30 protein-coding genes are annotated in these 23773 nt (G+C 55.8%); 6 read left to right on the forward strand and 24 right to left on the reverse strand.

Annotated elements, in window-relative coordinates; genetic code table 11:
- Positions 1 to 171: 171 nt before the first annotated feature.
- The 5 genes from SIB56_RS01715 to SIB56_RS01735 all read right to left on the reverse strand — a co-directional run bounded on the left by SIB56_RS01715 (position 172) and on the right by SIB56_RS01735 (position 4269).
- Positions 172 to 705: a hypothetical protein gene (locus SIB56_RS01715; RefSeq protein ID WP_413324890.1), complete on the reverse strand. Its 534-nt coding sequence runs from the start codon at positions 703 to 705 to the stop codon at positions 172 to 174.
- 125 nt (positions 706 to 830) lie between these two features.
- Complete coding sequence (locus SIB56_RS01720; RefSeq protein ID WP_413324891.1) at positions 831 to 1400, reverse strand: peroxiredoxin; 570 nt, start codon at positions 1398 to 1400, stop codon at positions 831 to 833.
- Between the two features lie 155 nt (positions 1401 to 1555).
- On the reverse strand, positions 1556 to 3106 hold the full coding sequence (locus tag SIB56_RS01725) for an ATP-binding protein (protein WP_413324892.1): 1551 nt from the start codon (positions 3104 to 3106) through the stop codon (positions 1556 to 1558).
- A gap of 9 nt (positions 3107 to 3115) precedes the next feature.
- The gene (locus tag SIB56_RS01730; RefSeq protein ID WP_413324893.1) at positions 3116 to 3736 is read right to left on the reverse strand and encodes a cysteine hydrolase; all 621 of its coding nucleotides are present in this window, start codon (positions 3734 to 3736) and stop codon (positions 3116 to 3118) included.
- A 134-nt stretch (positions 3737 to 3870) separates the two neighbouring features.
- Positions 3871 to 4269 carry a hypothetical protein gene (locus SIB56_RS01735; RefSeq protein ID WP_413324894.1) on the reverse strand — a complete coding sequence of 133 codons (399 nt, stop codon included), beginning with the start codon at positions 4267 to 4269 and terminating at the stop codon, positions 3871 to 3873.
- 57 nt (positions 4270 to 4326) lie between these two features.
- Here SIB56_RS01735 and SIB56_RS01740 point away from each other — a divergent pair, with 57 nt between their 5' ends.
- Positions 4327 to 4596, forward strand: coding sequence for a SemiSWEET transporter (locus tag SIB56_RS01740; RefSeq protein WP_413327031.1), 270 nt, complete (start codon positions 4327 to 4329; stop codon positions 4594 to 4596).
- Here SIB56_RS01740 and SIB56_RS01745 read toward each other — a convergent pair.
- Both SIB56_RS01745 and SIB56_RS01750 read right to left on the reverse strand, forming a co-directional pair.
- Positions 4593 to 5270: a Coq4 family protein gene (locus SIB56_RS01745; RefSeq protein WP_413324895.1), complete on the reverse strand. Its 678-nt coding sequence runs from the start codon at positions 5268 to 5270 to the stop codon at positions 4593 to 4595. The genes SIB56_RS01740 and SIB56_RS01745 overlap by 4 nt on opposite strands.
- Positions 5236 to 6435 carry an MFS transporter gene (locus tag SIB56_RS01750; RefSeq protein WP_413327033.1) on the reverse strand — a complete coding sequence of 400 codons (1200 nt, stop codon included), beginning with the start codon at positions 6433 to 6435 and terminating at the stop codon, positions 5236 to 5238. Before SIB56_RS01750 ends, SIB56_RS01745 begins: the two co-directional genes overlap by 35 nt.
- Before the next feature lie 155 nt (positions 6436 to 6590).
- On the opposite strand from SIB56_RS01750, the gene SIB56_RS01755 reads away from it, so the two are divergent.
- On the forward strand, positions 6591 to 8141 hold the full coding sequence (locus SIB56_RS01755) for an alpha/beta hydrolase (protein WP_413324896.1): 1551 nt from the start codon (positions 6591 to 6593) through the stop codon (positions 8139 to 8141).
- Between the two features lie 31 nt (positions 8142 to 8172).
- On the opposite strand, the gene SIB56_RS01760 is transcribed toward SIB56_RS01755, so the two are convergent.
- From SIB56_RS01760 to SIB56_RS01805, 10 genes are all read right to left on the reverse strand, one after another.
- Positions 8173 to 9192, reverse strand: coding sequence for an ABC transporter permease (locus SIB56_RS01760; protein ID WP_413324897.1), 1020 nt, complete (start codon positions 9190 to 9192; stop codon positions 8173 to 8175).
- On the reverse strand, positions 9192 to 10790 hold the full coding sequence (locus SIB56_RS01765; protein WP_413327035.1) for an ABC transporter substrate-binding protein: 1599 nt from the start codon (positions 10788 to 10790) through the stop codon (positions 9192 to 9194). Before SIB56_RS01765 ends, SIB56_RS01760 begins: the two co-directional genes overlap by 1 nt.
- Positions 10791 to 10849: 59 nt before the next feature.
- The gene (locus SIB56_RS01770; protein WP_413324898.1) at positions 10850 to 11092 is read right to left on the reverse strand and encodes a hypothetical protein; all 243 of its coding nucleotides are present in this window, start codon (positions 11090 to 11092) and stop codon (positions 10850 to 10852) included.
- Between the two features lie 133 nt (positions 11093 to 11225).
- The gene (locus SIB56_RS01775; RefSeq protein ID WP_413324899.1) at positions 11226 to 12542 is read right to left on the reverse strand and encodes a homoserine dehydrogenase; all 1317 of its coding nucleotides are present in this window, start codon (positions 12540 to 12542) and stop codon (positions 11226 to 11228) included.
- A 64-nt stretch (positions 12543 to 12606) separates the two neighbouring features.
- Positions 12607 to 13053 carry a SufE family protein gene (locus tag SIB56_RS01780; protein WP_413324900.1) on the reverse strand — a complete coding sequence of 149 codons (447 nt, stop codon included), beginning with the start codon at positions 13051 to 13053 and terminating at the stop codon, positions 12607 to 12609.
- A 7-nt stretch (positions 13054 to 13060) separates the two neighbouring features.
- Positions 13061 to 13528 (reverse strand): hypothetical protein, encoded by a 468-nt coding sequence (locus tag SIB56_RS01785; RefSeq protein ID WP_413324901.1) that lies wholly within the window; start codon positions 13526 to 13528, stop codon positions 13061 to 13063.
- Between the two features lie 94 nt (positions 13529 to 13622).
- Positions 13623 to 14237: a 5-formyltetrahydrofolate cyclo-ligase gene (locus tag SIB56_RS01790; RefSeq protein WP_413324902.1), complete on the reverse strand. Its 615-nt coding sequence runs from the start codon at positions 14235 to 14237 to the stop codon at positions 13623 to 13625.
- Positions 14237 to 15007 (reverse strand): class I SAM-dependent methyltransferase, encoded by a 771-nt coding sequence (locus SIB56_RS01795; RefSeq protein ID WP_413324903.1) that lies wholly within the window; start codon positions 15005 to 15007, stop codon positions 14237 to 14239. Before SIB56_RS01795 ends, SIB56_RS01790 begins: the two co-directional genes overlap by 1 nt.
- 94 nt (positions 15008 to 15101) lie before the next feature.
- Positions 15102 to 15287 (reverse strand): hypothetical protein, encoded by a 186-nt coding sequence (locus SIB56_RS01800; protein WP_413324905.1) that lies wholly within the window; start codon positions 15285 to 15287, stop codon positions 15102 to 15104.
- Between the two features lie 540 nt (positions 15288 to 15827).
- Complete coding sequence (locus SIB56_RS01805; protein WP_413324906.1) at positions 15828 to 15953, reverse strand: hypothetical protein; 126 nt, start codon at positions 15951 to 15953, stop codon at positions 15828 to 15830.
- 21 nt (positions 15954 to 15974) lie between these two features.
- On the opposite strand from SIB56_RS01805, the gene SIB56_RS01810 reads away from it, so the two are divergent.
- From SIB56_RS01810 to SIB56_RS01825, 4 genes are all read left to right on the forward strand, one after another.
- The gene (locus tag SIB56_RS01810; protein ID WP_413324908.1) at positions 15975 to 16307 is read left to right on the forward strand and encodes a DUF2973 domain-containing protein; all 333 of its coding nucleotides are present in this window, start codon (positions 15975 to 15977) and stop codon (positions 16305 to 16307) included.
- Between the two features lie 22 nt (positions 16308 to 16329).
- On the forward strand, positions 16330 to 16551 hold the full coding sequence (locus SIB56_RS01815) for a hypothetical protein (RefSeq protein WP_413324909.1): 222 nt from the start codon (positions 16330 to 16332) through the stop codon (positions 16549 to 16551).
- Positions 16552 to 17224: 673 nt separating this feature from the next.
- Positions 17225 to 17413, forward strand: a complete 189-nt coding sequence (locus SIB56_RS01820) for a hypothetical protein (RefSeq protein WP_413324910.1) — start codon at positions 17225 to 17227, stop codon at positions 17411 to 17413.
- Between the two features lie 141 nt (positions 17414 to 17554).
- On the forward strand, positions 17555 to 17944 hold the full coding sequence (locus SIB56_RS01825; RefSeq protein WP_413324911.1) for a lipopolysaccharide assembly protein LapA domain-containing protein: 390 nt from the start codon (positions 17555 to 17557) through the stop codon (positions 17942 to 17944).
- Between the two features lie 170 nt (positions 17945 to 18114).
- Here the strand turns inward: SIB56_RS01825 and SIB56_RS01830 are convergent, their stop codons facing one another.
- The 7 genes from SIB56_RS01830 to SIB56_RS01860 are packed head-to-tail and all read right to left on the reverse strand — an operon-like array spanning position 18115 to position 23729.
- A complete protein-coding gene (locus SIB56_RS01830) occupies positions 18115 to 18456 on the reverse strand; it encodes a hypothetical protein (protein ID WP_413324912.1) in 342 nt (113 codons plus the stop codon).
- Positions 18453 to 18917, reverse strand: a complete 465-nt coding sequence (gene ruvC, locus SIB56_RS01835) for a crossover junction endodeoxyribonuclease RuvC (RefSeq protein WP_413324913.1) — start codon at positions 18915 to 18917, stop codon at positions 18453 to 18455. The genes SIB56_RS01830 and ruvC overlap by 4 nt, the downstream gene beginning before the upstream one ends.
- Positions 18918 to 18936: 19 nt before the next feature.
- Positions 18937 to 20025, reverse strand: coding sequence for a magnesium chelatase ATPase subunit I (gene bchI / locus SIB56_RS01840; protein ID WP_413324914.1), 1089 nt, complete (start codon positions 20023 to 20025; stop codon positions 18937 to 18939).
- Positions 20022 to 21434: a DUF3370 domain-containing protein gene (locus SIB56_RS01845; RefSeq protein ID WP_413324915.1), complete on the reverse strand. Its 1413-nt coding sequence runs from the start codon at positions 21432 to 21434 to the stop codon at positions 20022 to 20024. Before SIB56_RS01845 ends, bchI begins: the two co-directional genes overlap by 4 nt.
- On the reverse strand, positions 21431 to 22576 hold the full coding sequence (locus SIB56_RS01850) for a serine hydrolase (protein ID WP_413327037.1): 1146 nt from the start codon (positions 22574 to 22576) through the stop codon (positions 21431 to 21433). Before SIB56_RS01850 ends, SIB56_RS01845 begins: the two co-directional genes overlap by 4 nt.
- A gap of 24 nt (positions 22577 to 22600) precedes the next feature.
- Positions 22601 to 23335 carry an RNA methyltransferase gene (locus SIB56_RS01855; protein WP_413324916.1) on the reverse strand — a complete coding sequence of 245 codons (735 nt, stop codon included), beginning with the start codon at positions 23333 to 23335 and terminating at the stop codon, positions 22601 to 22603.
- A gap of 7 nt (positions 23336 to 23342) precedes the next feature.
- Positions 23343 to 23729 (reverse strand): c-type cytochrome, encoded by a 387-nt coding sequence (locus SIB56_RS01860; protein ID WP_413324917.1) that lies wholly within the window; start codon positions 23727 to 23729, stop codon positions 23343 to 23345.
- Positions 23730 to 23773 lie beyond the last annotated feature (44 nt).

The raw sequence follows: 23773 nt of genomic DNA on the forward strand, positions 1-23773 counted from the left end.
AGGAGTTCTGTATACTAAATGTCTACAGTGCTTTTGGGCTGAATTTAAAATTGAACGTAAGATTTGAGGTTTTCAATTTTTAATTAGCCGAACAAGCGATGAAATAAATAGTTTGTTAGCTCATTGCTTCTTTATCAATGGCAAGTAACGCGATTGTCCTCATGATTTGGTTTATCCATCAATGGTTCTTCCGCCAACGCACTGGCTGGAAATTGACCAGAGCCCACCCGCGGACTTCAGTAAATCGATGTTATCTCTAAAAATATGCTTTTTTTGAGCTGCTGTCCAATTCCACAGCGTAGGCCCTAGTCCAGCGAAGAGCACTCGGTTGATGTCCTGTGGTCGTGGTGACCGTCGATAGGGGTTCCAGAGTTCTTTGTCCTGGAAGAAAACTGAAATGCCTGTGGAGCTGTGCTTGTCTGTTTGAAAAGACCACCAAGGGTCTTTACCTCGCTTTGGTTTTCCAGATTGAAAAACCCCGAGTCTTTTGTCGTTTTGAATCAACTCACCTCTAAGCGATCCTGTAGTTCGTTCAGTGAATCGAATTTTAATTGTAGAACTCTCTTCGCTGGTCAACTCGCAGACCAGAGGTAAGGGAATTGCTATTGCTGGTACCGCATCCCAGAAAAGGCAGGAGATCAAAATCATGCTGCCGATGTCGCCTCTTTTCATTTCATATCTTGCCTTCCTTTGAAGTCCACCCATCATGGACCTGGAGTTGGTTGTTCATCATGAGCGATGATCATCAGCCTGTAGAAACAAAGGCCTGTCTTTGAATAACAGGCCTGTGTTTTGGATGTAGCGCGGGATGAGTGTCAGGAGCGCTTCAGTTAGCCGATGAATGCGCGGGGTTTGGCGATTCCCGATGATGTGCCTCCTTTAAGGAATGCAATCATCGTGTCGGCATCTGAGGATTCAAATGGATCGGTTGGGCAGTTGTCCTCAAAATCAGGTTCAACGAACATCTTTTCAATGACCATGTCGTTCACGAGCATTGAATAACGCCAGGAGCGCATTCCAAATCCGAGGTTGGACTTTTCGACCAACATGCCCATTTTGCGAGTGAACTCGCCGTTGCCATCGGGGAGCATGAAAATATTTTTTGTTCCCAGATGCTTGCTCCACTGGAACATCACAAATGCATCGTTCACGGAGAGGCAAATGATTTGATCGACCCCGTGACTTTTGAACTCATCAAAGAGCTCGTCATAGCGAGGAAGATGGTTCGATGAACAGGTTGGTGTGAATGCACCTGGAAGTGCAAAAAGAACGATCTTTTTACCGCCGAAGATGTCTTTGCTGCTCAGCTCCTGCCAGCGAAAGGGATTGTCTCCTGGCACGTTTTCATCGCGGATACGAGTTTGAAAAGTGACCAATGGAACTTGATTTCTGAAAGGCATAATCACGATGAGCGCAGAATTTTGGCAATGCTGACATTTTCTTTTTAACCATTCCTTTAGACCTGCGGATGAGTGTTTGTACTCATATGCTGTTTGTTGACGCCTTTGGAATTTCTGTCTATTGCCGCTTGTAAATTCGCCTTACGTCGTTGACTTCACATATTAATAACATCATTTAAGCATTGATTGAGTGATTCAATGCCAAATGGTTTTTGTAATACAGCATAAAAACCTATTTGTCTGTAATTGGATAAGACGTTGTCATGACTGTATCCGCTGGCTGCAATCGCTCTTACAGACGGATTCAACTTGGTGATTTGTTCAAGTGTCCATATTCCACCTTTTCCCCCTGAGATTGTTAAATCTAGAATAATGATATCGAAAAGATTTTCTTTTTTTATCGCTTTTATGTAGGTATTAAGGCATTCTTCGCCATGCTCTGTGCAGACGACGTGATGACCGCAGCTTTCTAGCATTAGCTGTAATGAACCTCGAATATTCTCTTCGTCATCCATGATCAAGATACTCATGGATTTCGCTTTTTTTGGTTTTGTTCGCTGCACCTGCTTCAAGGCCTGCGATTGAGGCAGTGCAGGCAGTGAGATCTTTACTGTCGTTCCTTCTCCGTATTTACTTGTGATTTTCAGGTCTCCATTATGTCGTTTAATGATCCAGTATGCACTGGTTAAACCAAGTCCATTTCCTGTTCTTTTGGTTGTGAAGTATGGATCAAACAATTTCTCCAGGTTTGTTGCCTCAATGCCAATTCCACTGTCTTGTATCTCAACAGTTACCATTTCTTTCTGGTGAAATGTTTTTGTCAGCTGACCTTTGTTGACCTTGATGCTAAGTTCACCCCCTTCCGGCATGGCTTGTTCCGCATTGAGAATGACATTGTGCAGAACCTGATGAATCTGTCCGCAATCCATATTGACTTGTGGCAAGCAGGATTCAATCTTGAGAGTCGCTTTGAGCTTTGATCCATACAAACTCATCTCGACAGCTTCTTTGACAACTGCTTCCAAAGATCCAGCCCTCTGGATTGGCTCTCCTCCCTTGCTGAAGGTCAGCATCTGCTTGGAAAGACCTGCTGCACGCAGACATGCCTGATTGGCAGTTTCCAGATAATTGTTTTTGATCCCTTCCTTAATCATTTGCCGTTGTGTTAAATTTATATATCCCATGATTACTTGCAAAAGGTTGTTGAAATCATGTGCCAGGCCTCCTGCAAGATGACCAATACTTTCCAGTCGTTGCGCTTGTATCAGCTCAGCATCAAGACGACGTCTTTCAGTGAAATCCTCCATCAATGCAACAACTTCTCCATTTTCACGTTGATCTAGCTTGATTCGCAGCCATCGTATTTCTCCGTCCGAATCTTTAAATCTGATTTGGCTATCAATGTCAGATAATTGACCTTGATCGTCGTGATTTTGTGAAAGTAATTTGTTCCACTTTTCAAGATCTTCTTGCAAAATAAAAGTATTTATTTTGGCGCCCGTGCATGATTCAATATTGAAGCCGAGTATTCTGCTCCATGCCATGTTGAGGAATTGAATTTTTCCTCCTTTTGTTTTATCAAATCGTGCGACTATAACGGGAAGATTGACCAGGATATCGCGCATTTTTCTCTCTGATTCGGCAAGGCGTTCGATTAACCTTGATTGTGCAATTGCGGCGGCATCAGGTATTTGATAGTTGTCCATGGCTGCTAATCAGTCGGGCATATTTTTTATCGCATCGATAAAATCAGTATGAGTAATCACGTCGGCGAATAGCGGAAATATTTCATCGCAAAACATCTCTTGCTCGAGAGGTGTTCGGCTCGAAGTGCAGTCGGAGAGAATTGTCACTTCGTACCCTTGGTCTTTTGCGTAAAGAGCTGTGGCGTTGATGCACAGAGAGGAGACGCATCCTGCTATGACGATTTGATTGATATTCTCATCCGTAAGAAGTTTTTTTAAATCTGTATTTGAGAAGGCATTGAATCCTTTTTTTCCAGGAATTGTTTTTATGCGTTCTCCGTATTTTTTGATTTCAGCTATGACTTCTGCTCCTTCGGTGCCTTCTTTGAAGGCCTCGATTTCTTTGATTGCCTTGAGGATCCCTGTTGGATTTTCAATTTCCTTGTAGGTTTCGCTGAAAACAATAGGAGTGTTGACGATTGTAATTGGTGACTCAGATATGTTGTTGAGCGTTTCAATAGTGTGTTCGAGCGTTCCAGACACACGATGTGATTCTTCTACAACAGAATAAAGGGCACCCTTGGGGTCAAAATAGTCTTTCTGAAAACCGATCAGCACGAGTGCGGTTTGGCTGGGCGTGAAATGAGCCACCCTGTATTATCAGCACAGTTTTATTGATTTTATTTCTGTTCCGCTTAAAGCAAAGTCAATTCACTGTTTCTTTACTGAATTGTAAGATTGGATTGACTGTTGGAATCAGTTTTTTTTGCCTTGAATGCTGAATTTCATAACTGGTCAATCGCTTCCATGGCAGGAATGAACTGCGGGCTGTTCTGATCAAAACCATCGCAGCTCTTGTTCATCGCTTCACTGGTGAGAGCCACGATGCGAATGGCCTGGGGTGATTTCAGCCATTGAGCCTGTTGCTCCAACCCCTTGTTTGCGATCCATGTGCGCAGGATGTTCTGAGCTCTTTCCCGGCTGTAACCGGCGTTCAGAACCTTGCATTCCGCAAAAGCAGCCATGGCGGCCATGGCATGACGCGTTTCTGTTTCGCTGGCCAGAAGCGGTGTCTGCACTGTTCCCAGAAGTCCGCTGAGCATCAGGGCTGAGCTCCAGCAGAGTCGCCAGTTGCGCGAACTGCCCTGTGCAACCCCAAAGCTGATGTTGAGACCAAGTGCCATCACTGCGACAAGACTGGCGGCACTGTATGGAGTGCTTCCGTTCCAGTGACATTCACGATGGATGTTGATTCAGTTGGTTACCTGGCCGCGGCTTTGACCACCCTGAGTTTCTTCCCGCAGGCCATCAAGACCTTGCGCACAGACGACACGCGCTCCATTTCGCTGTCGATGTACAGCCTGTTCACCAGCGGGGTGGCCATCTGGGCAGTCTTCGGTCTGCTCAGCGGCAATGGGCCCGTGCTGCTTGCCAACGGCTTCACCCTGATTCCTGCATCGTTTGTGCTGCAGAAAAAGATCCGCCACCGTCTCCTCGGCTGGGAGCGTTAGTACTCAGCCCCGAACGCTTCACCAACAGCTGGCTTCACTTCCAGCTCAGCGCGCCACTGATCGAGCGGCTTTTCCCAGCCTTCTTCCCAGCGCTGCAACACAAGAGGTGTCGCCTCCAGTCCGATGCGGCTGCCGGTGGCGATCGCTCGGCTGATCACCTCCAGCTCCTGCGGCTGGAAGCGAAAGGCTCGGAAGCTAGCCAGTGTGTTCAGCAACACATAGGCGGGAAAGCCGATCTGTGTTGCCGTGATTGACAGCACTCCTGACTCACCGGCCGTTTCGGTGTTGAAGCCCGCGATCACGTGATGCAGATCGTGGGTTGAGGCAATGCGCTGCGTCAGCCAGAGCGCCTCGGTGCTGGTGTCTCTCGGCCTGAAAAAATCAGCGTCGTAGTTCAGTCGACGGATCATTCCCGCGTAAGCACGCCCCAGTGTTCCTTCCGGCAGCTTCTCCAGTGCCGGGATGTCCGGCTGAAATGGCGGGTATCGCTGCTCCACCATTTCTTTGCCGCCGGGCAGAGCTTTGAAGCGTTGAACGCAGACAGCCATCGCCTCGCTGTCGATGAAGTTGTCGACCAGATTGCCGACGCTTTCAAGGCCGCCGCCTGTCTTGGCAAGCTCTCTAAGGATCGAGAGGTTCTTAACGGAGCGAAGCAATTCGCGCGTTCGGGACATCTTCGTCGCTCTCCAGGGGGGTTCCATCCAGATCCGCTGTATAGCGAGGCCGCACTGTTTTCAGCAGCGGCAGCATCACCAGGCAAGTGGCCGCCATCAGCAACCAGAGCTGAACGCCATGACCCTGCTGATCCAGCAAGGTTCCTGCCAGAAGGGGTGCACCTGTGGCGCTGATGGCGAAGCACTGGGAGAACAGAGCCATGGCCAGCCCTCGATGTTGCAGTGGGGTCTCTTCCACCATGGCTTCGGCGGCGCTGGGCAGAAAAGCCGCTTCACCGAAGGCCAGCGGCAGCATGGCCAGCGAAATCAGCGCCATTCCACCGCTCCAGACAGCAGAGCTTGCGAGCAACAGGCAGCCAACAACAAAGCCGCCCAGTCCCATCCCCAGACCGAATCGCAGGCTGCGACGCGCGACCCAGTTGCCGACAGGCCATTGCAGCAGAACCAGCAGAGCCAGCTGCAGGGCGATCACAGCGCCGGTTCCGGCTTCGCTCAGAGCAGGTCTGGAGAGACCTCCGCGCACCAGATCAAGGGGCAGAGCGCTCTGTCTCAGGGCGATCATCCCCGTGGCCACGATGCTGATGGCCAGTACCGGCAGAAGAGGGGTGAGCCAGCGCCACCCTTCCGTCGTCGGTTCACCACTGCCTGGTTGATGATCGTTTTCATCCAGCTGCAGCAGGGCTGCGCGTCCATCGGGGAGAGGGCGCAAGCTGAGCACCAGCAGCATCAGCAGAACGGCGACTGCTTCCACCAGATAGACGGCGCGGATCAGGCCTAAAGCTGTAACGATCACTCCGACCAGTGCGCCAGAAGCAACACCCAGCGCATCAGCGCTGCGGGCCAGGGCATAGCCGCGGCTTGACTTGAAACCGGCGCAGCTGAGCGGAACAGCCAGTTCAATGGCGGGAAAATACAGACCAGCTGCCAGACCGATCAGCAGCTGCCCTGCCAGATAGCCCCCGAACCCATTGGCCTGAAGAAGGGTGAAATCAGCAATGAAAGCCAGCACGGCTGCAGCACGCACAGGCCAGGAGCACGACAAACCCCGATCCAGCAGCACACCGCTCAGCAGTCGGGCAGCAGTGCCAATCAGTGCAGAAGCTGCAAGACCCTGCCCCACCTGGGTCGCGGTGAAGCTTGCCTGGTGGAACACGATCGGCGTCATGTAGATGACGCCCCCTGCGCCAAGCGAGGCAAGGAGCCGGATTGAAGCCACTTCCTGCAGGGGTGCGGGAAACTGGTTCCACCAATGAACTGGCTTAGGCCTTGCGAAGACGCTCAACAGGACAACGGTTTGCCGTAGGACTGGTATGTAGTTTGATGCTCTGTGCCCTTTCACCGCGACCGGCTCGTACAGCCACCGAGTTGGTTGTTCGTTTTGATGGCATGGATTTGCCATTCTCGATCGCTGATCTGGGGGGATGGCTCAACGAGGAAGAGAGGGGGGCATCGGAGCTTGGCACCTGGTTGAACCTGCTTGATGAAGACAGCCGTCAGGGCGTAGTTGATCTGCTTAAAGCTCCGCTGATCAATGACCGCAGCATGGCCCGCCAGATTCTCAACAGCTGGGCTGGCCGGCGTCTGCTGGATCAGGTGAGTGATCTTGTTCTTGTTGATGACGATTCAACTGGGCAAATCGTGCAGGCAACGCTTGAGTCGCTTCTCGATCAGCGTGCTGAGGTGACAACCTTCGATCTTCTGCAGGCCCTGCCTGCAAAGCGTGTTCGACTCGATCTCGACGCGCTGCTTCCGGTTGCAACCAGCTGGCGGCGCCAGCTGGAACGTCAGCAAGATCTGGTCAAAGTCCTCAATCAACAACCTGTCTCTCCTTCGTCTGAAAACCCTGAAACGGTCTTCGAAACTGACAGTGCATCCGATCGCGCGCTCGAGCAACTGACTCTTTCAGTCGAGCACCGTGGCCGTCCACTGCAGCTCCAGCTGTGGCGCCCGTCGAGCGTCTCTGTGCCTGAACGCTCCCACTGGCTGATTCTGATGCCGGGTCTGGGAGGCAGTCCTGATCATTTTCGCTGGCTTGGTCGGGCGCTGAGCAGGCGGGGATGGTCCGTGCTTGTCCTCGAACACCCCGGCAGTGACGCGCTTGCCGTTCAGGCCCTGCTTGAGGGACGGCGTCCGCCACCGGGTGCTGAAGTGTTGCCTGAACGCCTGAAAGACCTTGATGCGGTGCTTGCAGCACGCGAACGGGGAGTTTTCGAGCTTCAAGGCCATCGACTGGTGCTCGGCGGGCATTCCCTCGGAGCTCTCACCGCTCTTCTGGCTGCAGGCGCCGGGCCGGAGCCGGGCCTCGGACGTCGTTGCGGTCAGGACCTCGATGACCTTCCCATCAGCAATCTGTCGCGCCTTCTTCAGTGTCAGATCGAGGAGGTGTCACTTCCTGCAGTGCGTCCTCCCGCTCAGCTGGCGGCAGTGGTGGGCCTCAACAGCTTCGGCAGTCTGCTCTGGCCCAGGCGTGTTCCTCTGCCGGAGGATGTGGCGGTGTTCCTGAGCGGCGGCACCCTGGATCTGATCACGCCTCCGCTCAGTGAGCAGCTTGGTCTGCTCAGGTCACTGCCAGCCAATCCCGCCAGCCGGGCCGTGCTTGTTGAAGGGGCGAGCCATTTCTCCCCTGTTCGGGTGGAGGGCCAGAGCGGCAGTGGCCAGGGTGACGATGTCTTCCAGCTCGGTGAGGAACTGGTTGGTGTTCAGCCTCTGAGGGTCCAGGCGCAACTGGAAACAGAAATCGTGCGCTTTCTTCTCGATCTCGAGCGGGGTCGGGTGTTGGGTTCTGTGCAGGGTGGTGTCGAGCACCTGCAGGTGGGTGAGCTGCATCTCCATCGTCTTGATCAGACCGGTGCAGCCCGTTTTCTGGATTAGGGGCCCAGTGCGATGACTGCGATGGTGCAGTTCAGTAACGGACTCTTGGATCAAGCAGGGCGACGAGGAGATCAACAGCCACACTGACAAGCACAACAAGAGCAGCCACCACCACCACGATCCCCTGCACCACCGGGTAGTCACGCTGATTGATGCTTTCCTGCAGCCGCAGAGCGATTCCCGGCCAGGAGAAGGTCACTTCGATCAGCAGCGCACCTCCGATCAGAGAGGCCACGGTGATTCCTGCGATGGTCAGCACCGGCAGCAGCGCGTTGGGCAGTGCATGCCGAAGAATCACCTGGGTCTCACTCAGCCCCCGGCTTCGGGCTGCTTCCACATAGTCGGAGCGCAAGCTGCGATTGAGGTTCAGTCGCAGGGCATTGGTGAAGACACCGCTCAGCAGCAAGCCGAGGGTGCATGCAGGCAGCACAAGATGACGAAGAGCTCCCTGAAAAGCAGCCCAGTTGCCACTCAAGACACTGTCGGCGAGCAGAAAACCGCTGCCGTCCGGTGGAATCATTCCTGGAGGAAAACGCCCGCCGACCGGCAGCCAGCCCAGGGTCACGGCAAACAGCAGCTGAGCCAGCATGGCCACCCAGAAGGGAGGCAAGGCATAGGTGCCGATGCCGTAGAAGCGTCCTGCAAGATCAATCCCTCCCTCTGAACGGGCAATGGCCGTGAAGCCCACCGCGAGCCCCGTCACCGCTGCCACCAGCAAGGCGGTGATGCTCAACTCGAGGCTTGCAGGAAGCGCCTGTCGAATGATTCTGCTCACGGGTTCCTGGTTGATCAGAGCCTGACCGAGATCGCCTTGCAGCAGTCCACCAAGAAAGTCCAGGTACTGCTGCACCAATGTCTGATCCAACCCAAGCCTTGCTCTGAGGGCCGCCTTGGCCGCTTCCGGAGCACGGCTGCCGAGAACTGCATCCACGGGGTCGCCAGGAGCCACACGCAGCAGCAGAAACACCAGGCTGGCGATCAGCCAGAGCATCAGCGGAGCCAGGGCCAGCCGTGTCCCTGCGTAGCGAAGCAGTTCGCGGCTCCGTCCCATCAGCGCACCTCCTGCAGCCGAGCCAGCACGACCTGACCGTTGCCATCGAACTCCGGCGTGGCCAGAGCTGTGCGGCTCCATGCCCTGGGCGTCACGAGCCAGACCGGGATGTAAGCCGCACCTTCTGCAGCCATTCTCTCCACGCTCTCCAGATCACGTTGTCGATCATCTCCCCTGCTGCGATCCGACCTCAGCAGCGTGTTGTTCAGGCCTGGTGCTGTCCAGAAACTGCCGCTGATGGCGGCTTCTCCACGCCTGCAGACAGACCCTTCCGCTTCCTTGCAGCTGAGCAGTGGCGCCAGGTAGGCCTCCGGGTCTGGATAGGCTCCTCGCCAGTCGAGCATCACGGCCTGGAAAGCTCCCTCCCCAAGCTGTCGGTACACAGTTGTGGACTCCACCCCGTCGAGCTTGAGAGACAAGCAGTCGGACAGGTCTCGTTGGATCTGTGCCTGCCATGTGAGTGCCATTAACCGGTCTGCGGGCACATTCGACCGGTAGGTGAAGGGCAGAGTGAAGATCTTTCCGTTGCAGTAGCCCGCCTGAATGAACAGGTTTCTGGCTCGCGCTGCGTCGTGCCGTGGCCAGGGTTTGACATTCCCTCCGGGCAGCCCTGGCGGAACCAGTGAAAACAATGGGGGGCGCAGTCCGTGACTGACTCTTTCGTTGATCAGGTCTCTGTCCAGACTCAGGGCCAGAGCCCTGCGCAGTACTGGATTCTGAAGTGGTTGTGTGTTGCTCAGCAGTGTGATGTAGCCGATCACAAGAGCCGGGCCCTGTCCTTCCCTCAGGCGTCCCTCCCCCGCCATGCGATTGAGGGCCAGACGCTGATCCTCGTCGATTGAGTCAGACAGAAGAACATCCACCTCCCCGCTGCGCATCGCCCCGAACAACGCGGTGGAGTTGCTGAGATAAATCAGATCGAGCCCGGAGTTGCTGGGCGAGGCCCCCCAATAGTTCGTGAAGGGCTCCAGTCGTTGCTGAACAGATCTGAAGCTGGTCAGCTCGTATGGACCTGTGCCGATGAAACGGTCGTTGAGAAAGCGGTCCTGATGGTTCCGGTAGGCCGTGGGCGAAACCGGGGTGAGGTTGGTCGCGGTCAGCAGATTTTCAAGTGAGCTCGAAGGTCGGCTGAGACGCAGGCGCAGTCGATAAGTACCAGGAGTTTCAACAGCAGTGATGCGGTCACCGACCACATAGCTGAGAGTGCCGATCTCCAGAAACCTTCGCAGGCTGAAGGCCATGGCCTCCGCATCAAAGCGTGTGCCGTCATGGAAGAGCACGTCCTCCCTCAGCGGGATCGTGACGGTGCGGCCTCCATCGCTGATTTCCGGCAGAGCTGATGCCAGAGCTGGTGTGAGCTGCCCTGTCGCTGATCGTTTGTAGAGGGTGTCGCCGAGAGCGCTGAGCAGCTGCAGAGCACCGAATGTGCTGGCCTGGGCAGGATCCAGAGATGTGATGCGGCCTGCACTGGCCACGGTGATGCGATCACTGTTTCTGCCTGGCTGACAGGCGCTCTGGCTGATGCACAGTGCCAAGGCACCTGTCAGCAGCAGGAGTTGCCTGCAGTGCTTCGCGAAAGGCGCCAGCTGCAACTGCATGCGTTGATCAATCACGCTGCCAGTGGATTCAGACGCAGCCATTCAAGGGCCACTGCGCCTCAATCTGAAGCAGCGGTCGCAGAGATCTGGTCGAGAGCGACTTCGAACACGGGAGATCCCTGCGGTTTCAACGGCCATTGACGAACCCAGCAGCGGTCGTGGTCGTCATCAATGCCGATCACCTGAAACAGGCCGGCATCACTGCGCAGTGTGATGCAGTCCCCCTGATGGAGTCTCATGAGCGAGCGGGATTCCGACTGCTCGCAGCGTTGCCCGTGGAGAACAGAGAGTTCGTTCGGCATGAACGGTTTGCAGCATGAATCCGCGTATGCGGACTGAAGCTGTGATAGTTCTTACAACTCTGCCTTATCCGGGGTGCTGTCCGCTAGGTGTGAATCACTTGTCTCCCGGTCAGCCGAAATTGTCCAGGAGTGTTCAGAAGCAGCCGAAATGAGCTGCCAGGGAACGAACGCCAGGCAGTGAGGCGATTGCCTCCAGTGCGTTCTGCATGGCTCCATTGCCGACTTCGTGAGTGATCACAACGATTTCTGCGCCTTGATCACAGGCATCGAACTGAACAATGGACTGAATGGAGACGCCCTGTTCGCCGAAGCAGCTGCCGATCCGTCCGATCACGCCGGGAGCATCTTCGGTGTTGAAACGCACATAGTTGCGCTGGCGAATCCTGCTCTTGTCCACCAGGTGACACGAGCGCCAGCTGCTGGCCGCCAGCAGTGGGTCCAGTCCACAGTCATTGCTGTTGATCTGGCGAATGCCGGCGATGTTCAGAATGTCGGCGACGACAGCTGAGGCCGTTGGTCCTGATCCTGCACCGGGTCCGTAGAACATCACACGGCCGATCGGATCGCCTTCCACGAGGATGGCGTTGTTGACGCCGTTCACTCCTGCGAGTGGATGATCCTTGGGGACCAGAGTCGGCTGAACACGGACGCCAAGCGGCAGCGATCCCATCGGGTCACCATCGCTTTCCAGCCGTTCCGCAACAGCCAGCAGTTTCACGCCGTAGCCGAGCTGTGTGGCGTAATCCACATCACGCCCCTGCAGATTGCTGATTCCTGTCGTCGAGACGGCGCTGCGTTCGATCGGTCCACCAAACGCCAGGCCGGAAAGGATGGCGATCTTGTCAGCTGCGTCATGACCTTCAACATCGGCAGCAGGATCCGCTTCTGCGTAGCCCAGTTCCTGGGCTTCCTTTAGAACCGCGTGATAGTCGGCACCCTCGTCGGCCATCCGACTGAGGATGTAATTGGTCGTTCCGTTGATGATGCCGCTGACCCGGTCGATGCGATTGCTGCCGAGGGACTGCTTGAGCGGTTCGATGATCGGAATGCCGCCGCCGACGGCCGCTTCGATCAGCACATACACACCTGCGGCTGCCGCTGCGGCGGCGATTTCCTCGCCATGCCTGGCAATGACTGCCTTGTTTGCGGTCACCACTGATTTTCCGGCAGTGATGGCTCTCATGATCAATGTGCGGGCCGGCTCAATGCCGCCGATCACCTCCACCACCACGTGAACGTTGGGGTCATCCACCACCTCATTGGGATCGGTCGTCAGCCGGTCGCTGGGTATGGAAACAGGGCGGGAGCGCTGCAGATCACGCACAGCCACCCGAATCAGCTCAAGGTCTGCGATCAGAGGATGGCGACCTTCCGGGCTGCTCAGGATGCTTGCCACGCCTGCGCCGACGGTGCCGAGGCCGAGCAGGCCGATGCCGATCCTTGTCGCCATGGGGCGGGTCCGTTGATAGCGCTGAATTGCCGACTTTAGGCAGCGGTCGGCCCGTAACTCCAGCTCAGTTCGATTCGTTCAGAGCACTGGCCTGTTGCTGCATCATCCTCAGAATGTTGAGAAAGCCGTTGGCCCGGGAGGGTGTGAGGCTCGCGTGCAATCCTGTTGCGGCGATGAACCCCGGGTCAACATTCATCACTTCCGCCGGTGTTAGTTCGCCCAGTCCCTTGATCAGCAGCGCGAGCAGACCTTTGGTGATAAGAGCATCGGAATCTCCCTGCCAGTGAAGGCGACCGTCCACGAGTTCGGAAGCGATGAACACCTGCGACACACATCCTTTGACCTTGCGCTCCTCGGTCTGCAGCTCTGTTGGCATCGCCGGAAGTTTTTTGGCAAGCCAGAGCACATACTCGTAACGCTTGCGCGGATCTGATGTGCTGCTCAGTCGTTCGGCGAGTTGATCCAGAGCTTGGCTGCCATAGCGGGTTGTTGAGCTGCCTGGTTCAACCATGAATGGGTCAGCGTTGCTGTCGGGGGCTGCGTACCTTAACCATCAGTCCCACGATCCCGACCAAGGCCGGAACCATCGTCCAGTCGAGAGTGTTTCCAGTGCCTGGGTTGATCACCACCTCGTCCAGATTCACCCGACCCTGCTGAAGAGGAAGGGTGAGGTAGTCGCGATGGCCAGGCCCACCATCCACCTGAAGGTCCACGAGACCATCGCTGAGCGCAGGCAAAGTCATCTTCAGCCTGCCCTCGGCATCGATGCGTCCGAGCTCTTCACCTGCTGTTCCATCAGCCTGAAGCAGCCTCACCACTGCACCTTCAACGGGCTCACCTGTGGAGAAGCTGCTGGTGAGTTCGAGCTGTCCATCGAGATAGCGAAGGCTGCTTTCAACACCGTGCGCCTCAGCTTGCGATGAGTGGGTCAGAGCCATTCCCAGGGCAGCGGTGAGCATCAGTGCGAAACGGAAGCGAACGGCCATGGCCTGTGAGCTGTCGAGCCCCCATCGTGCGGGTGATTGCCCGACCGAACCAGTGCTGTTTCAGACGGAATCAGATCTGTACTGACAGGTCAGGTCAGTCGATCCTTGATTTTGAACCCCCGAGTTGGCAGCCGTTTTCACACACCCAACCCGTAAAAGATCTGTCCCATGGGTCAGCGGGCAGTGGCTGGAGGCTCACGCATGCTCCTGGGAGCACTACGAGCGCAGGAACATTGCCCCAGACGTCCCGGCTGCGAAGGCGGTCGTAGTACCCACCGCCATAGCCAAGGCGGATGCCCATCAGGTCCACAGCCAGAGCAGGGACAAGCAGCAGAGACAGTTGCTCAGCTTTCAGGCCGGGTTGATCCAGTGGGGCCGGAATGTTGCAGCCGTCCGGCCTGAGTGGTGACTCTGACCAAAGCTTGTAGGTCATCTCGCCCTGTCCATCAGTGACAGGCAGTGCTGTGGTCAGTCCGAAGTCGGCAAAAAGATCGGCACGCAGTGGTCTTAGATCCACTTCTCCGGGCAGTGGCCAGTAGAGGCCGATGGCATCGCGCAGTTCACCCAGTTGCAGACGTCGCCTGAGTTCAAGCCTGGTCTGATCAAGGATTCTGTCCTGCAGGTCTGGTTCAGTCTCCAGAGCCCGGAGTCTCTTAGCTCTGAACAACCTGCGCAGTTCTGGTTTCGCTGCTTCGTCAGACGGTTGCATCAGGGCAGACGTCCCCAGCGTCCCATCAGCGGAAACTGCAGTGTCAGCCGTTCGTCATCCTCTGGCCAGAGCTGATTCAGTTCCTCAGAGAGAGTGTTCACGAGTGCCCGGTGATCGTTGCTATTCATCTGCTGGCTGGCCTGTCTCAGCGCAGACCAGGTGCCGATGTAGCCAAGCAGGTCGCGTCGTGTCCAGTGCTGAGTCATCCTCAGCTCTCTTGGAATGGGCTGATCACAAACGGGAAAGACCAGATCTGCATAGCAATTGTTCACGTGGCTGCGCTCAGCCGGCCAGAACTGATCCAGTCGCTCGTGATAGAGGCTGTTGAGCCAGTTCTGCAAATCATCAGGAGCACCCTGGATCGGCTCATAGCCCATCCACACCAGCAACCCTCCGGGCCTCAGAACACGGGATGCCTCTCTGTTGAAGCGCTTCACATCAAGCCAGTGAATGGCGGCAGCGACCAGAACCGCATCCATGCTGTTGGCGTTCAGATCAGATTGTTCCGCCGCACCATGGCGGTAGTGAACGCGTGGATGGTGTTCCGCTGCTGCGATCTGCTTCGGGCTCAGATCTGTGGCTTCCACGTGATCAAAAAAACCTGCCAGCCCAATCGATGCCTGACCACTGCCGCAGGCTGCATCCCAGCAGCGATTCAGTGCAGGTGCCTGATCGGCCATCCAGCTGAAGAAGGCTTTCGGGTAGCGGGGTCTGCAACGCGCATAGTCGTTGGCCACTGCATCAAACCAGCCGTTGTCAGGAGCCGGCATCAATCTCCGATCGTGATGGAGCAAAAGGGCGGAAAAGAGTCGAGCGTTGACTGTTCGTTAATCGAGGATTCCTGCTGACTCTGAAAGCAATGCTTCAGTTGTCCTGGAAGGTGCATTCCAGGAGTGCAGCGGTCAGAAGTGTTTTCATTTCCTGGAGGTTGTCCTGCTCCGAAGGCTCACCACCTGACCAACGGTCGAGTTCATGAGTCACCGCATCAAGAAGCAGGCGCAGCCCTGCAGCATTCAGGGTGAGATCGATCGTGCTGTCGGTTCGGTCCATGGCAGCCCCGCAAGCTTGCTGCCATCGTATTCGCATCCGCTTCTGCAGCTGGATGTCATGCCCTCCAGTGCTGTCTCTGACTGAGATGAACCGGAAACTTTGAATGACGCTGATCAAGCCTCAGCATCCAGGATTTGAGCATTGCGAGTTCATCGAGGAAGTCCCGCAGGGGGTGCAATCTCTGATGGATCGATAGGAGGATGTGATAACCGCTATCTGCTTGGATGACGGCTTTCAGTTCTGAAAAGCGATCTGATGATTCAGTTGTCTGGAGCTCGCAAAGTCAGCTTCTGACTTTGATCAGGCAGATTGTCATGAGATCTGAAGCCGATGCTGCTGATGGATCAGCGGTCTGAATGATTGTTGTCGGCTTGTGTTGTTCAGCGTGAGAGCAAGTTGCTCTCTGATCAGACTTTGTCGATATCTGGGAAGGTCTGTGATGAACAGACTGATTTGGATCCTTCTCTCAGCCTGAATCAAGCCTTTAAGGGGCCACCATTTCTCTTGTCACCTCTTTTCCAATGTCTGATCTGTGGGCAGTCAATCGAGCGATCGATGCGCTCCTACTGGAAGCGCAAGGGTCATCTTCTCTGTTCCACTTGCAGGGATCAAATTGACAGTGGTGAAGAGAGTCGTGACGTTGATCCACTTGATCAGCTCAATCATCAGGGTTGATCCAATCGTCTGATGCCGCTTGTGCTTCACATCAGGTTGGTGCTCGTGTCATTTGCATTGCGGTTCTGGAAACATTGCTGCCCAGTGGGATACCCGGCATTCACTACGGTTGCTCTGCGCAACAGAGAGTTAGTGTTTCCAGTCATTAACGCGCTTGCTTACACAGCATTTTTGGCCTTCGTCGTCGCCCAGGCTGTTCGTTTGATGCGCATGTCAATCAACCCCAAAGACAGAACAGGGCTCAAAACAACGCATCCTGAACTCTTTGATGAGAACGGCAGTGTTACCAAGGAACAACTTCTTGTTGTTCGTTTTGACAGGCCAAAGCCTGTTCTGCCTTCCTGAACTGTGATGTTGCACCTGTTGTTTGAAACAGGTTCTGCAACGAGCGTTCTGGGTTTGCCATGAAACGCATTGGCTTCACGGTTATGCCTGCAGGCATAATGCCAACATGATCAAGATTATCTGGCTGGCTGCAACGGTCTATTTCATGACCCGGCTTGTGAAAAAGGTTGTGACATCAATGAAGGAAATCAATGCTGAAGAGCAGGACGCCGGCAATGCAGTGGTGGATGTCGAAGCGAAGTGAGGGATCAGACAATCGCGAGCTTCAAAACTTCTCCTGAATACTCACTCAGATCAGAGCGATGTTTGAAACGCTTGTTTTCAACGTGTGTTGTCGATTCAGTGAGACGATGATTTTTTAATTCCTTTTCAGAACCTGAATTTGTTGATACTACTTTGTTGTTAGTCATGCTCACTGCCACTTGATCGTGCAGCGATAACGCGTGTTGAATCCAGCGGTTGCAATTTGCTCGCATGAGCTATCTGTGACGGTTGCACCCTGAGGAACTTTTGACATCAAACGATTGATGGTCACGTCCTGGTCGACACCATCCCCTGTGGCTGATTGTGTGTTGGCGAATGCATTCGCACTCATAAAGATTGAGATTGCGCAAACAGGAATCAAAACTCTCACTTTCGCTCCGATGACATCATTAAAAACTAGCAATCAATCATGACTCTGAACCGAAGAATTCTTTCAAGGATTTCCCCTGCCAGCGCCTCGATCATCAGGCTTGCCGCTCGTTGAGATTCACATACCAGCACTTGGTCTCGAGAATTGATGCAGCTGGTCATGCCTCACACGACACCCTGTACCGGCTGTGGAACAGCTCTTTCGCTGATTTTTTTGTTTTTTCTTAGGGCGCAGCTTCCACAGCTGAGTGTCTGAACTTGCCAGATTCCCCCCAGCGAAAGGCATGGCTCCCGTGTCGACCCCAGAGATTCAACTGACCATCGAACAGCAGTTCCGCGTGGAACGTGCCTGTCGCAAAATTGATGAGTGCAACGATGTGGAAGCGCTGAAGCAACTTTCGAAAGCACTCATCGTGACCGCCGCAAGGGAGCGTGCATTCTCCAAGGTTGTGATGAACCGACTCAAGGAATGAACAAGTCTTTGTTGCCACGGCCATAGAGCGCTGTTTCGTAAACGAGCGTTTCAGTGGCTAACGATCTTCATCCTTTCAAACGACTGTAATGCTTTTCAGAGGCTGACCTTCGTAGTTTCTGGTCCAACTGTCAGAAGGCCCATGCGTCAGGTCAATTTTGTTCTGATCTTCGTGTTCGGTCTGAGCACGGTGTTCTTCACTTTGGAAAACACAGCTCCCACAACGGTTCACGTGCTGCCTTGGTTGCAGTACACCACCCCGCTTGCGGCGTTGCTGCTCATGGCTGCCGGTATCGGCGCGACGTCGGCCTGGCTGTTCGCGGCCTGGAGTGGAATGCTCAACAGCGTCGAGCGTTTCTCGCAGGCCAGCGAGTTCGATGCTCAGCAGGTGCGCATCCAGGAACTGGAGACCGACCTGAACCGCTATCGAGCAACCGTCGAAACCCAGCTGGGCCTTCTCCCTTCAGCCAGCCAAAACGATCAGTCGGAGACCGAAGCCACAGTGCAGATTTCTGAGTCTGAATTGACCTGATGTGCTCTCGAGGAGATGTTGCTCATCAAGCGGACTGAGGTGGTGGTTGGTATCGCTCAGCAGTTTTGACAGTCATAACCGTATCGGCAAACACCTGTCGAAGAAAGTCATGCATAGAATCCTTGTTGTGCGGGAAATAAGTCAGAAATGATGACCGATTAACTGAATTCTCAGATGCCCAGGCTTTGAATGTAGGGATTTTGAATTTGAAGCTTATCTTTAACGGATAAAATAGATTGTTGATGATCTTCGGGAAGCTTTTTAAGATACTCCGCCAGAGGTGTTGCTCCTGCCATGCGGGAGTGTTTCAGGCATTTAATCAGTGGGGCTTTCCCCGAAGACACGTAATAAAGAGCTGAAACCCCTGTTCGTTCATGTGGGGGTCCATAAAATTCATTCACCCCAGGGCAGGTGATCACAGCTGAAACTTTCTGTGCAACAGCTGCGTTCATGCATAGTTCGACGAGAGTAAGCGCAATCAGAGTCTTCACTGGCTGGGCCGTGTCATTCATCGCTGAAACCACCCTGTCAAGGCAACGGCAAGAGCGTCTGCGGCATCGTCTGGTCTGGGCGGAGACTCCAGGTTGAGCTCGCGCATCACAGCGTCGAGAACCTCGTCTTTGTCTGCATGACCATGGCCAGTGAGAGCCTGTTTGATCTGCATCGGTGGAAATTCGACCACAGGCAGTCCGAATCTGCTGAGGGTCATGATGACGACTCCGCGGGCCTGGACCACGGCAATCGTGTTGCTCGATCGATAAAAGAAAAACTTTTCGACCGAGGCCAGTTCCGGGCGCCATGTTCTGATCAGCTGCCGCAAGTCTCTGGCGATCTCCACCATCCGTTCGCCTTCCGATCTCCCCGAGTCTGTGCGGATGATGCCGCAATCAAGCATGGTTTGCTGACCACCAGCGGTGTCGATCACTCCGTAACCAACCCGGGCAAGACCGGGATCGATTCCGAGAATGCGCACGGCTACGTCAGTGATCCCATCAGGCGGCCAGAGCCAGTTCAAATTCGGCCCTGTCGCTGCTTTCGCTGCGCTCGAACACCTTGCAGAACACCTTCACCACACGATCCCCGGAATCGATCTGCTCCAGCGGGTCCTTGCGCAGACGGTGCCGCAGGCAGCAGGATGCCACGCGTGCCACATCCTCTTCCGTGACTTCGGTGCGGCCTTCGAATGCCGCCAGTGCTCGTGCAGCCCTGTTCGTGACGATGTCACCCCTGAGACCGTCGACATCAAGTTCGCCGCACACCGCCGAGATTCGCAGTCTCAGGTCGTCGTCGATCTCCACGTTGTCAAGCCGTTGCTGGGCTTCCACCACACGGTCCTGAAGCGCCTTCTGGCCGGATTCCACAGAGGCGCTGAATGTGTCGGGATCTGTGTCGAAGGCCGTGCGCTGATCCACCACCTGCACGCGCAGCTCGGGATCTCTCACGGTTCGCACCTCCACACTCATGCCGAAGCGGTCGAGCAGCTGAGGGCGCAGTTCGCCTTCCTCTGGATTTCCGGAACCAATCAGCACGAAACGGGCCGGGTGTCGCACGGAGACACCCTCACGCTCCACAGTGTTCCATCCCGAAGCGGCGGAATCCAGAAGAACGTCGACCAGATGATCATCCAGCAGATTCACTTCATCGACGTAAAGCAGACCGCGATTGGCCTTGGCGAGCAAGCCGGGCTCGAATGCCCGCACGCCTTCGCTCAGGGCTTTCTCGATATCGATGGTTCCGCACAGACGGTCTTCGGTGGCACCGAGCGGAAGATCCACCATCGGCACCTGACGTTCCTCTGTCGCGAGGGCTTCTCCATGTTCGAGCCGCTGGCGCACGTCGCTGCTCTGCAGATCAGGATCGTTCGGTGAGCTGTTGTAGGGATCTCCGGCAACAACCTCGATGCCAGGAAGCAGGTCAGCCAGTGCTCTGATCGTGGTCGATTTCCCAGTGCCCCTGTCGCCCATGATCATCACGCCGCCGATGCGGGGATCGATCACGTTGAGCAGCAGAGCAAGCTTCATTTCCTCCTGGCCGATCACGGCCGTGAAGGGAAAAACTCTGCGCTTGCGCGGTGAACTCACGGACGAACGACTGATGCTGCCTTGGATTGTTTCACAGGCAGGAGGGACAGAACCTGGGGCGGCGTGGCATCGGCGGGGTACACCAGGCGTATTCGCAGTGAACGTTGTTGCCCAGGGGCGAGTGTGATGCGGCCCAGTTCAGGGCCCTCCTGGCCCCGTCGCAACACCAGGTGAAAGCGACGCCGGCCACTGGGACGGCCCTGCTCTCCATCCAGCCCCGTCACCTCGATCGGTCCGCGGAACATCACCGGACCGCTGTTGCCGCTGCTGAACAACAGTGTCCCGTTTCCGCTTCCATTCTTGTCTGGGGATTCCAGGCTGATTGCCAGTGTTCGCTGCTGAGATCCTTCATTGCGCAGGGGAATGGTGAGGTCGTACTCAACTCCGTAGTTCCCATGGGCGGCCCAGGCTGTTCCTGAATCAAAGGTCTTCAGTTCGGCAGTCTGAACTTGCCCTGTTTGCAGGTCACCCCGTTCAAGGCTGCTGATCGGCCAGGCGATCGGAGCATCGTCAACGTTCAGGTGGCTGGCTCCTGGGTCGGTCAGCGTTGCCCTCCAGGTGCTGCCGATCTGAACACCACTCACACGTGAGTAGATCATCCTGCCGCGAGCACCGCGTGGTGTTGGTTGATGTTCCTTGGGGCTCTGTCGTCCGGAACTCAGCAGCTTTGTCCACTTCTCGGCCCCAGGTTGTTTCTCGCCGACCCCAAGGGCAGCCAGTGTGGCCACATGAACCGGGCCCGAGCTCTGCAGTCGCAGCTGCAGGTTGCGCCCGTTGAGAAGAGGATCCAGACCCGCCACAGGGATCGGCAGCACAACCAGAGGTGTCACCGATCCAGGCTCGATCCGCCATTCCTGCGGCAGTTCCGTTGCCGTGTCGCCGCGCAGCAGATCACCAGCAACTCTGCTTCCGGGGCCGGAGGCGATGGCTGTGCCTGATTCAGCCATCAAGGCCGGCAAGGGCAGGAAGGGGGCGGCGGTCTGGTCTTTGCTTGTGGCCTGTGACAACGAGGTGCTGCCTTCGAGGAGTGTCAGCGTGACGGGGGCTTCCCCAGCAGGCTGTGCCACAACGGCGAGCCAGAGCGTGGAGTCGAGCTGATCGGGCTGACCGGCGTAAACGTGATGGCTGAACAGATCAAAGCGGCCGTCCAGTGCGACATTCAAACCTGGATCACTCGGAAAGGTCGACACCAGGATTCCTTCTCCGGTGATCAGTTCCGGGTTGTTGTCATTCAGCATCAACACGTTGTCCAGCCGGCCAGGAAGCGAACGCACCTGACTGTTGCGGCTGATGGACTGTTCAGCGGGTTTTGCTCTCGCAGCGAATTCTGGAGGAGCCATCAGCGCTGCCATCGATGTCGCTGCGATGGACAGGCTTGTCAGGGCGCGCAGGCGGTGAAAACGTTTCATGGTCCGATGCTGGCTGCGTCTGATGTGGAACGGGCCACGGCGGGTTTTGGTTTGAGAACCGGCGCCATTGCGGCTGCGAGCTTGCGGATCAACTCCGTTGAGCGGGGATCGTTGAACGGTCCCTTCACCAGAAAGGCGGCGACGGCACGACTGCCGTCGGGTAGTTCAATCAAGCCCGCGTCGGCATAGGCGATGCCGATGTCTCCTGTTTTGTTGAGCACCCTGTAGCCCTTCACCATCAGGCTGTCATCGGGTTCACCCTGCCGTCCCCCGAGGCCACGCAGCAGTCCCCGCGGCAGAAGAGTGTTGGTGATCGAGGTCCCCATCACCTCCCTGAAGAGATCGCGGCTGCGGATCGAGAGCGCCTCCCCGGTGTCAACCAGCGCAATCGAGCGAGCCAGATCTCTGGCGCTGGTGCTGTTGGTGCCCTTGAGGTCAGGCAGCCAGTCATTCACCTGCGTTGCGCTCAGTCCCAGGGCATTGAAGCGGGCGTTCAGTCTCTCCTTGCCACCCAGGCGCTCGATCAGAAGATTGGTGGCGGTGTTGTCGCTCACTCGAATCATTTCAGTGGCAACCTCATGCGTCGGGAAACGGGTGCCGATCGGTTTGGATGCCATCCATCCGGCGCCACCACCAACCACGGTCTTGGTGAGTCTGAGCGGTTCATTCCAGCTCAGGCGTCCGGCGTCTAGCTCTTCAAGTGTGGCGAGCAGAATCGGCGTTTTGATCGAGCTGGCGGCTGGGAGTGCCGTGTCTGGCTGCAGCTCTGCGTAGCGACCATCGTCGAGAACGAGCATGAAGGCACTCACCCTCAGGTCGGGTTGTTCAGCAGCCAGTGCTTTCCATCGCTCACTCAGTGGTTTGAGCTCATTACGGGTTTCGAAGCGACCCAGAGATTCGGTGCGATTGGGTTCCGTGATAGCGCTGTTTTTCGCTTGCTTGTTCTCCCCCTTCTGGTCGTTCTCAGACAGCGGCAGCCAGGCAGGCAGAACGAGATCCCCTTGCTGAACTGCAGGGCCAGCCAGCTTGAGCAGTGATCCTGTGATCACGCCAAGACCGACGCCCATCAGAACAAGCCTCAGCATCAGCCGCAGGGGACGGCCCCAGCCAGGGCTCTGGCGTCTGGATCGACTGGAGGCCAAGGAACTGCGCAAGAAAGCCAGAGATTACGGGCGTTGGCAACGAATCGCCCAACGAAGTTGCCGAACCATGCCCCGCAACAGGGCCAGTTCGTCGGGTCGCACCAGTGATCGCTGAAGCAGCCCCTTGACCTTGGCCATGCGCGCTCTGGCGGTGTGCTTCATCAGGAAACCCGCCTCAAGCAGCAGATCCTCTGCGTCATCAAGGCAAGCAATCAGCTGGGTTGGCTCTGCGGCTTCCTCACCCTGAACAGCTTCTTTGAGCGATTCCGATGGATGCCGGCGAACCCTCGCCAGCTCATGCAACAGCACTGCCACTGCATGGGAAAGGTTCAGAGATGGATAGGAAGCATCCGAGTGGAGTCTCACAACGCGCTGACTGAGCAACAGTTCCTGATTGCTCAGTCCCCGGTCCTCCCTGCCGAAAACCAGAGCAACCTGTGACGCTGATTCAAGACCCTGTGTCACCCAGGGCATCACCTGTTCCGGCGTCTGCAGAGGGATGTCTCCATGTTCAATCCGGCCGCAGCTGGCCACGACGCGCTGACAATCCGCCAGGGCTTCGAACAGTGTCCTGAAATGGCGGGCACTGTTCAGCACCTGTCCCCCGTGCACGGCCATGCGCTGAGCGTCCGGGTCACCTGGATCACAACGCGGAGCAACCAGCCGGAGATCATCGACGCCGAAGTTGGCGCAGAGACGCGCAACACTTCCAAGATTGAGCGGTCCGGCAGGTTCCACCAGCACCACAGCAAGGCTCACAATGCCATCAGTTCAGGGTGTGCAGATAACTCAACAGATCGGCCATTCCTTCCGGTTCGATTTCAAAGCGTGGCATCGGCGGCGTCTCTCCACTCACGATCTGATGAATGATTGACCGGTCAGGTCGTCGATCGCTCACCGCCTGAAGGCTTGGACCCACCAGTCCCTGTCCCGCAATGCCATGACAGCCGGCACAGTTGATCCTGAACAGCTGACCTCCATGCTGCACGTCGCCGTTCAATGCCAACGCTGACCTGCTGTAGGGATCCAGGCGTGTGCTGCTGTAAAGCCAGCTGGCGAGAGCCATTGCTGTGATCACAGCAATGGCGATCAGAGCCGTCACCAAACCACGGCGTCGTTCCGACGTTGCAGCAGTTGATGACGGTGTCGTCACAGTTGCGTCATATGCATGGAACAATTGTGGTCAATCCTTCCACT

This window comes from Synechococcus sp. MIT S9503 (assembly GCF_047304175.1).
Lineage (GTDB): Bacteria > Cyanobacteriota > Cyanobacteriia > PCC-6307 > Cyanobiaceae > Synechococcus_C.

What these genes read in the sequence shown, in the direction of transcription:
- SIB56_RS01780 (WP_413324900.1), bottom strand. Translation starts at nt 13,053, where the DNA reads ATGGTTGAACCAGGCAGCTCAACAACCCGCTATGGCAGCCAAGCTCTG.
- SIB56_RS01775 (WP_413324899.1), bottom strand. Translation starts at nt 12,542, where the DNA reads ATGGCGACAAGGATCGGCATCGGCCTGCTCGGCCTCGGCACCGTCGGC.
- SIB56_RS01830 (WP_413324912.1), bottom strand. Translation starts at nt 18,456, where the DNA reads ATGAATGACACGGCCCAGCCAGTGAAGACTCTGATTGCGCTTACTCTC.
- SIB56_RS01720 (WP_413324891.1), bottom strand. Translation starts at nt 1,400, where the DNA reads ATGCCTTTCAGAAATCAAGTTCCATTGGTCACTTTTCAAACTCGTATC.
- SIB56_RS01760 (WP_413324897.1), bottom strand. Translation starts at nt 9,192, where the DNA reads ATGGGACGGAGCCGCGAACTGCTTCGCTACGCAGGGACACGGCTGGCC.
- SIB56_RS01800 (WP_413324905.1), bottom strand. Translation starts at nt 15,287, where the DNA reads ATGGACCGAACCGACAGCACGATCGATCTCACCCTGAATGCTGCAGGG.
- SIB56_RS01805 (WP_413324906.1), bottom strand. Translation starts at nt 15,953, where the DNA reads ATGATTGAGCTGATCAAGTGGATCAACGTCACGACTCTCTTCACCACT.
- SIB56_RS01755 (WP_413324896.1), top strand. Translation starts at nt 6,591, where the DNA reads ATGCTCTGTGCCCTTTCACCGCGACCGGCTCGTACAGCCACCGAGTTG.
- SIB56_RS01790 (WP_413324902.1), bottom strand. Translation starts at nt 14,237, where the DNA reads ATGCAACCGTCTGACGAAGCAGCGAAACCAGAACTGCGCAGGTTGTTC.
- SIB56_RS01785 (WP_413324901.1), bottom strand. Translation starts at nt 13,528, where the DNA reads ATGGCCGTTCGCTTCCGTTTCGCACTGATGCTCACCGCTGCCCTGGGA.
- SIB56_RS01820 (WP_413324910.1), top strand. Translation starts at nt 17,225, where the DNA reads ATGGCTCCCGTGTCGACCCCAGAGATTCAACTGACCATCGAACAGCAG.
- SIB56_RS01740 (WP_413327031.1), top strand. Translation starts at nt 4,327, where the DNA reads ATGGATGTTGATTCAGTTGGTTACCTGGCCGCGGCTTTGACCACCCTG.
- SIB56_RS01750 (WP_413327033.1), bottom strand. Translation starts at nt 6,435, where the DNA reads ATGACGCCGATCGTGTTCCACCAGGCAAGCTTCACCGCGACCCAGGTG.
- SIB56_RS01845 (WP_413324915.1), bottom strand. Translation starts at nt 21,434, where the DNA reads ATGAAACGTTTTCACCGCCTGCGCGCCCTGACAAGCCTGTCCATCGCA.
- SIB56_RS01715 (WP_413324890.1), bottom strand. Translation starts at nt 705, where the DNA reads ATGGGTGGACTTCAAAGGAAGGCAAGATATGAAATGAAAAGAGGCGAC.
- SIB56_RS01810 (WP_413324908.1), top strand. Translation starts at nt 15,975, where the DNA reads ATGCCGCTTGTGCTTCACATCAGGTTGGTGCTCGTGTCATTTGCATTG.
- SIB56_RS01725 (WP_413324892.1), bottom strand. Translation starts at nt 3,106, where the DNA reads ATGGACAACTATCAAATACCTGATGCCGCCGCAATTGCACAATCAAGG.
- SIB56_RS01765 (WP_413327035.1), bottom strand. Translation starts at nt 10,790, where the DNA reads ATGCAGTTGCAGCTGGCGCCTTTCGCGAAGCACTGCAGGCAACTCCTG.
- SIB56_RS01795 (WP_413324903.1), bottom strand. Translation starts at nt 15,007, where the DNA reads ATGCCGGCTCCTGACAACGGCTGGTTTGATGCAGTGGCCAACGACTAT.
- SIB56_RS01735 (WP_413324894.1), bottom strand. Translation starts at nt 4,269, where the DNA reads ATGGCACTTGGTCTCAACATCAGCTTTGGGGTTGCACAGGGCAGTTCG.
- SIB56_RS01745 (WP_413324895.1), bottom strand. Translation starts at nt 5,270, where the DNA reads ATGTCCCGAACGCGCGAATTGCTTCGCTCCGTTAAGAACCTCTCGATC.
- SIB56_RS01825 (WP_413324911.1), top strand. Translation starts at nt 17,555, where the DNA reads ATGCGTCAGGTCAATTTTGTTCTGATCTTCGTGTTCGGTCTGAGCACG.
- SIB56_RS01770 (WP_413324898.1), bottom strand. Translation starts at nt 11,092, where the DNA reads ATGCCGAACGAACTCTCTGTTCTCCACGGGCAACGCTGCGAGCAGTCG.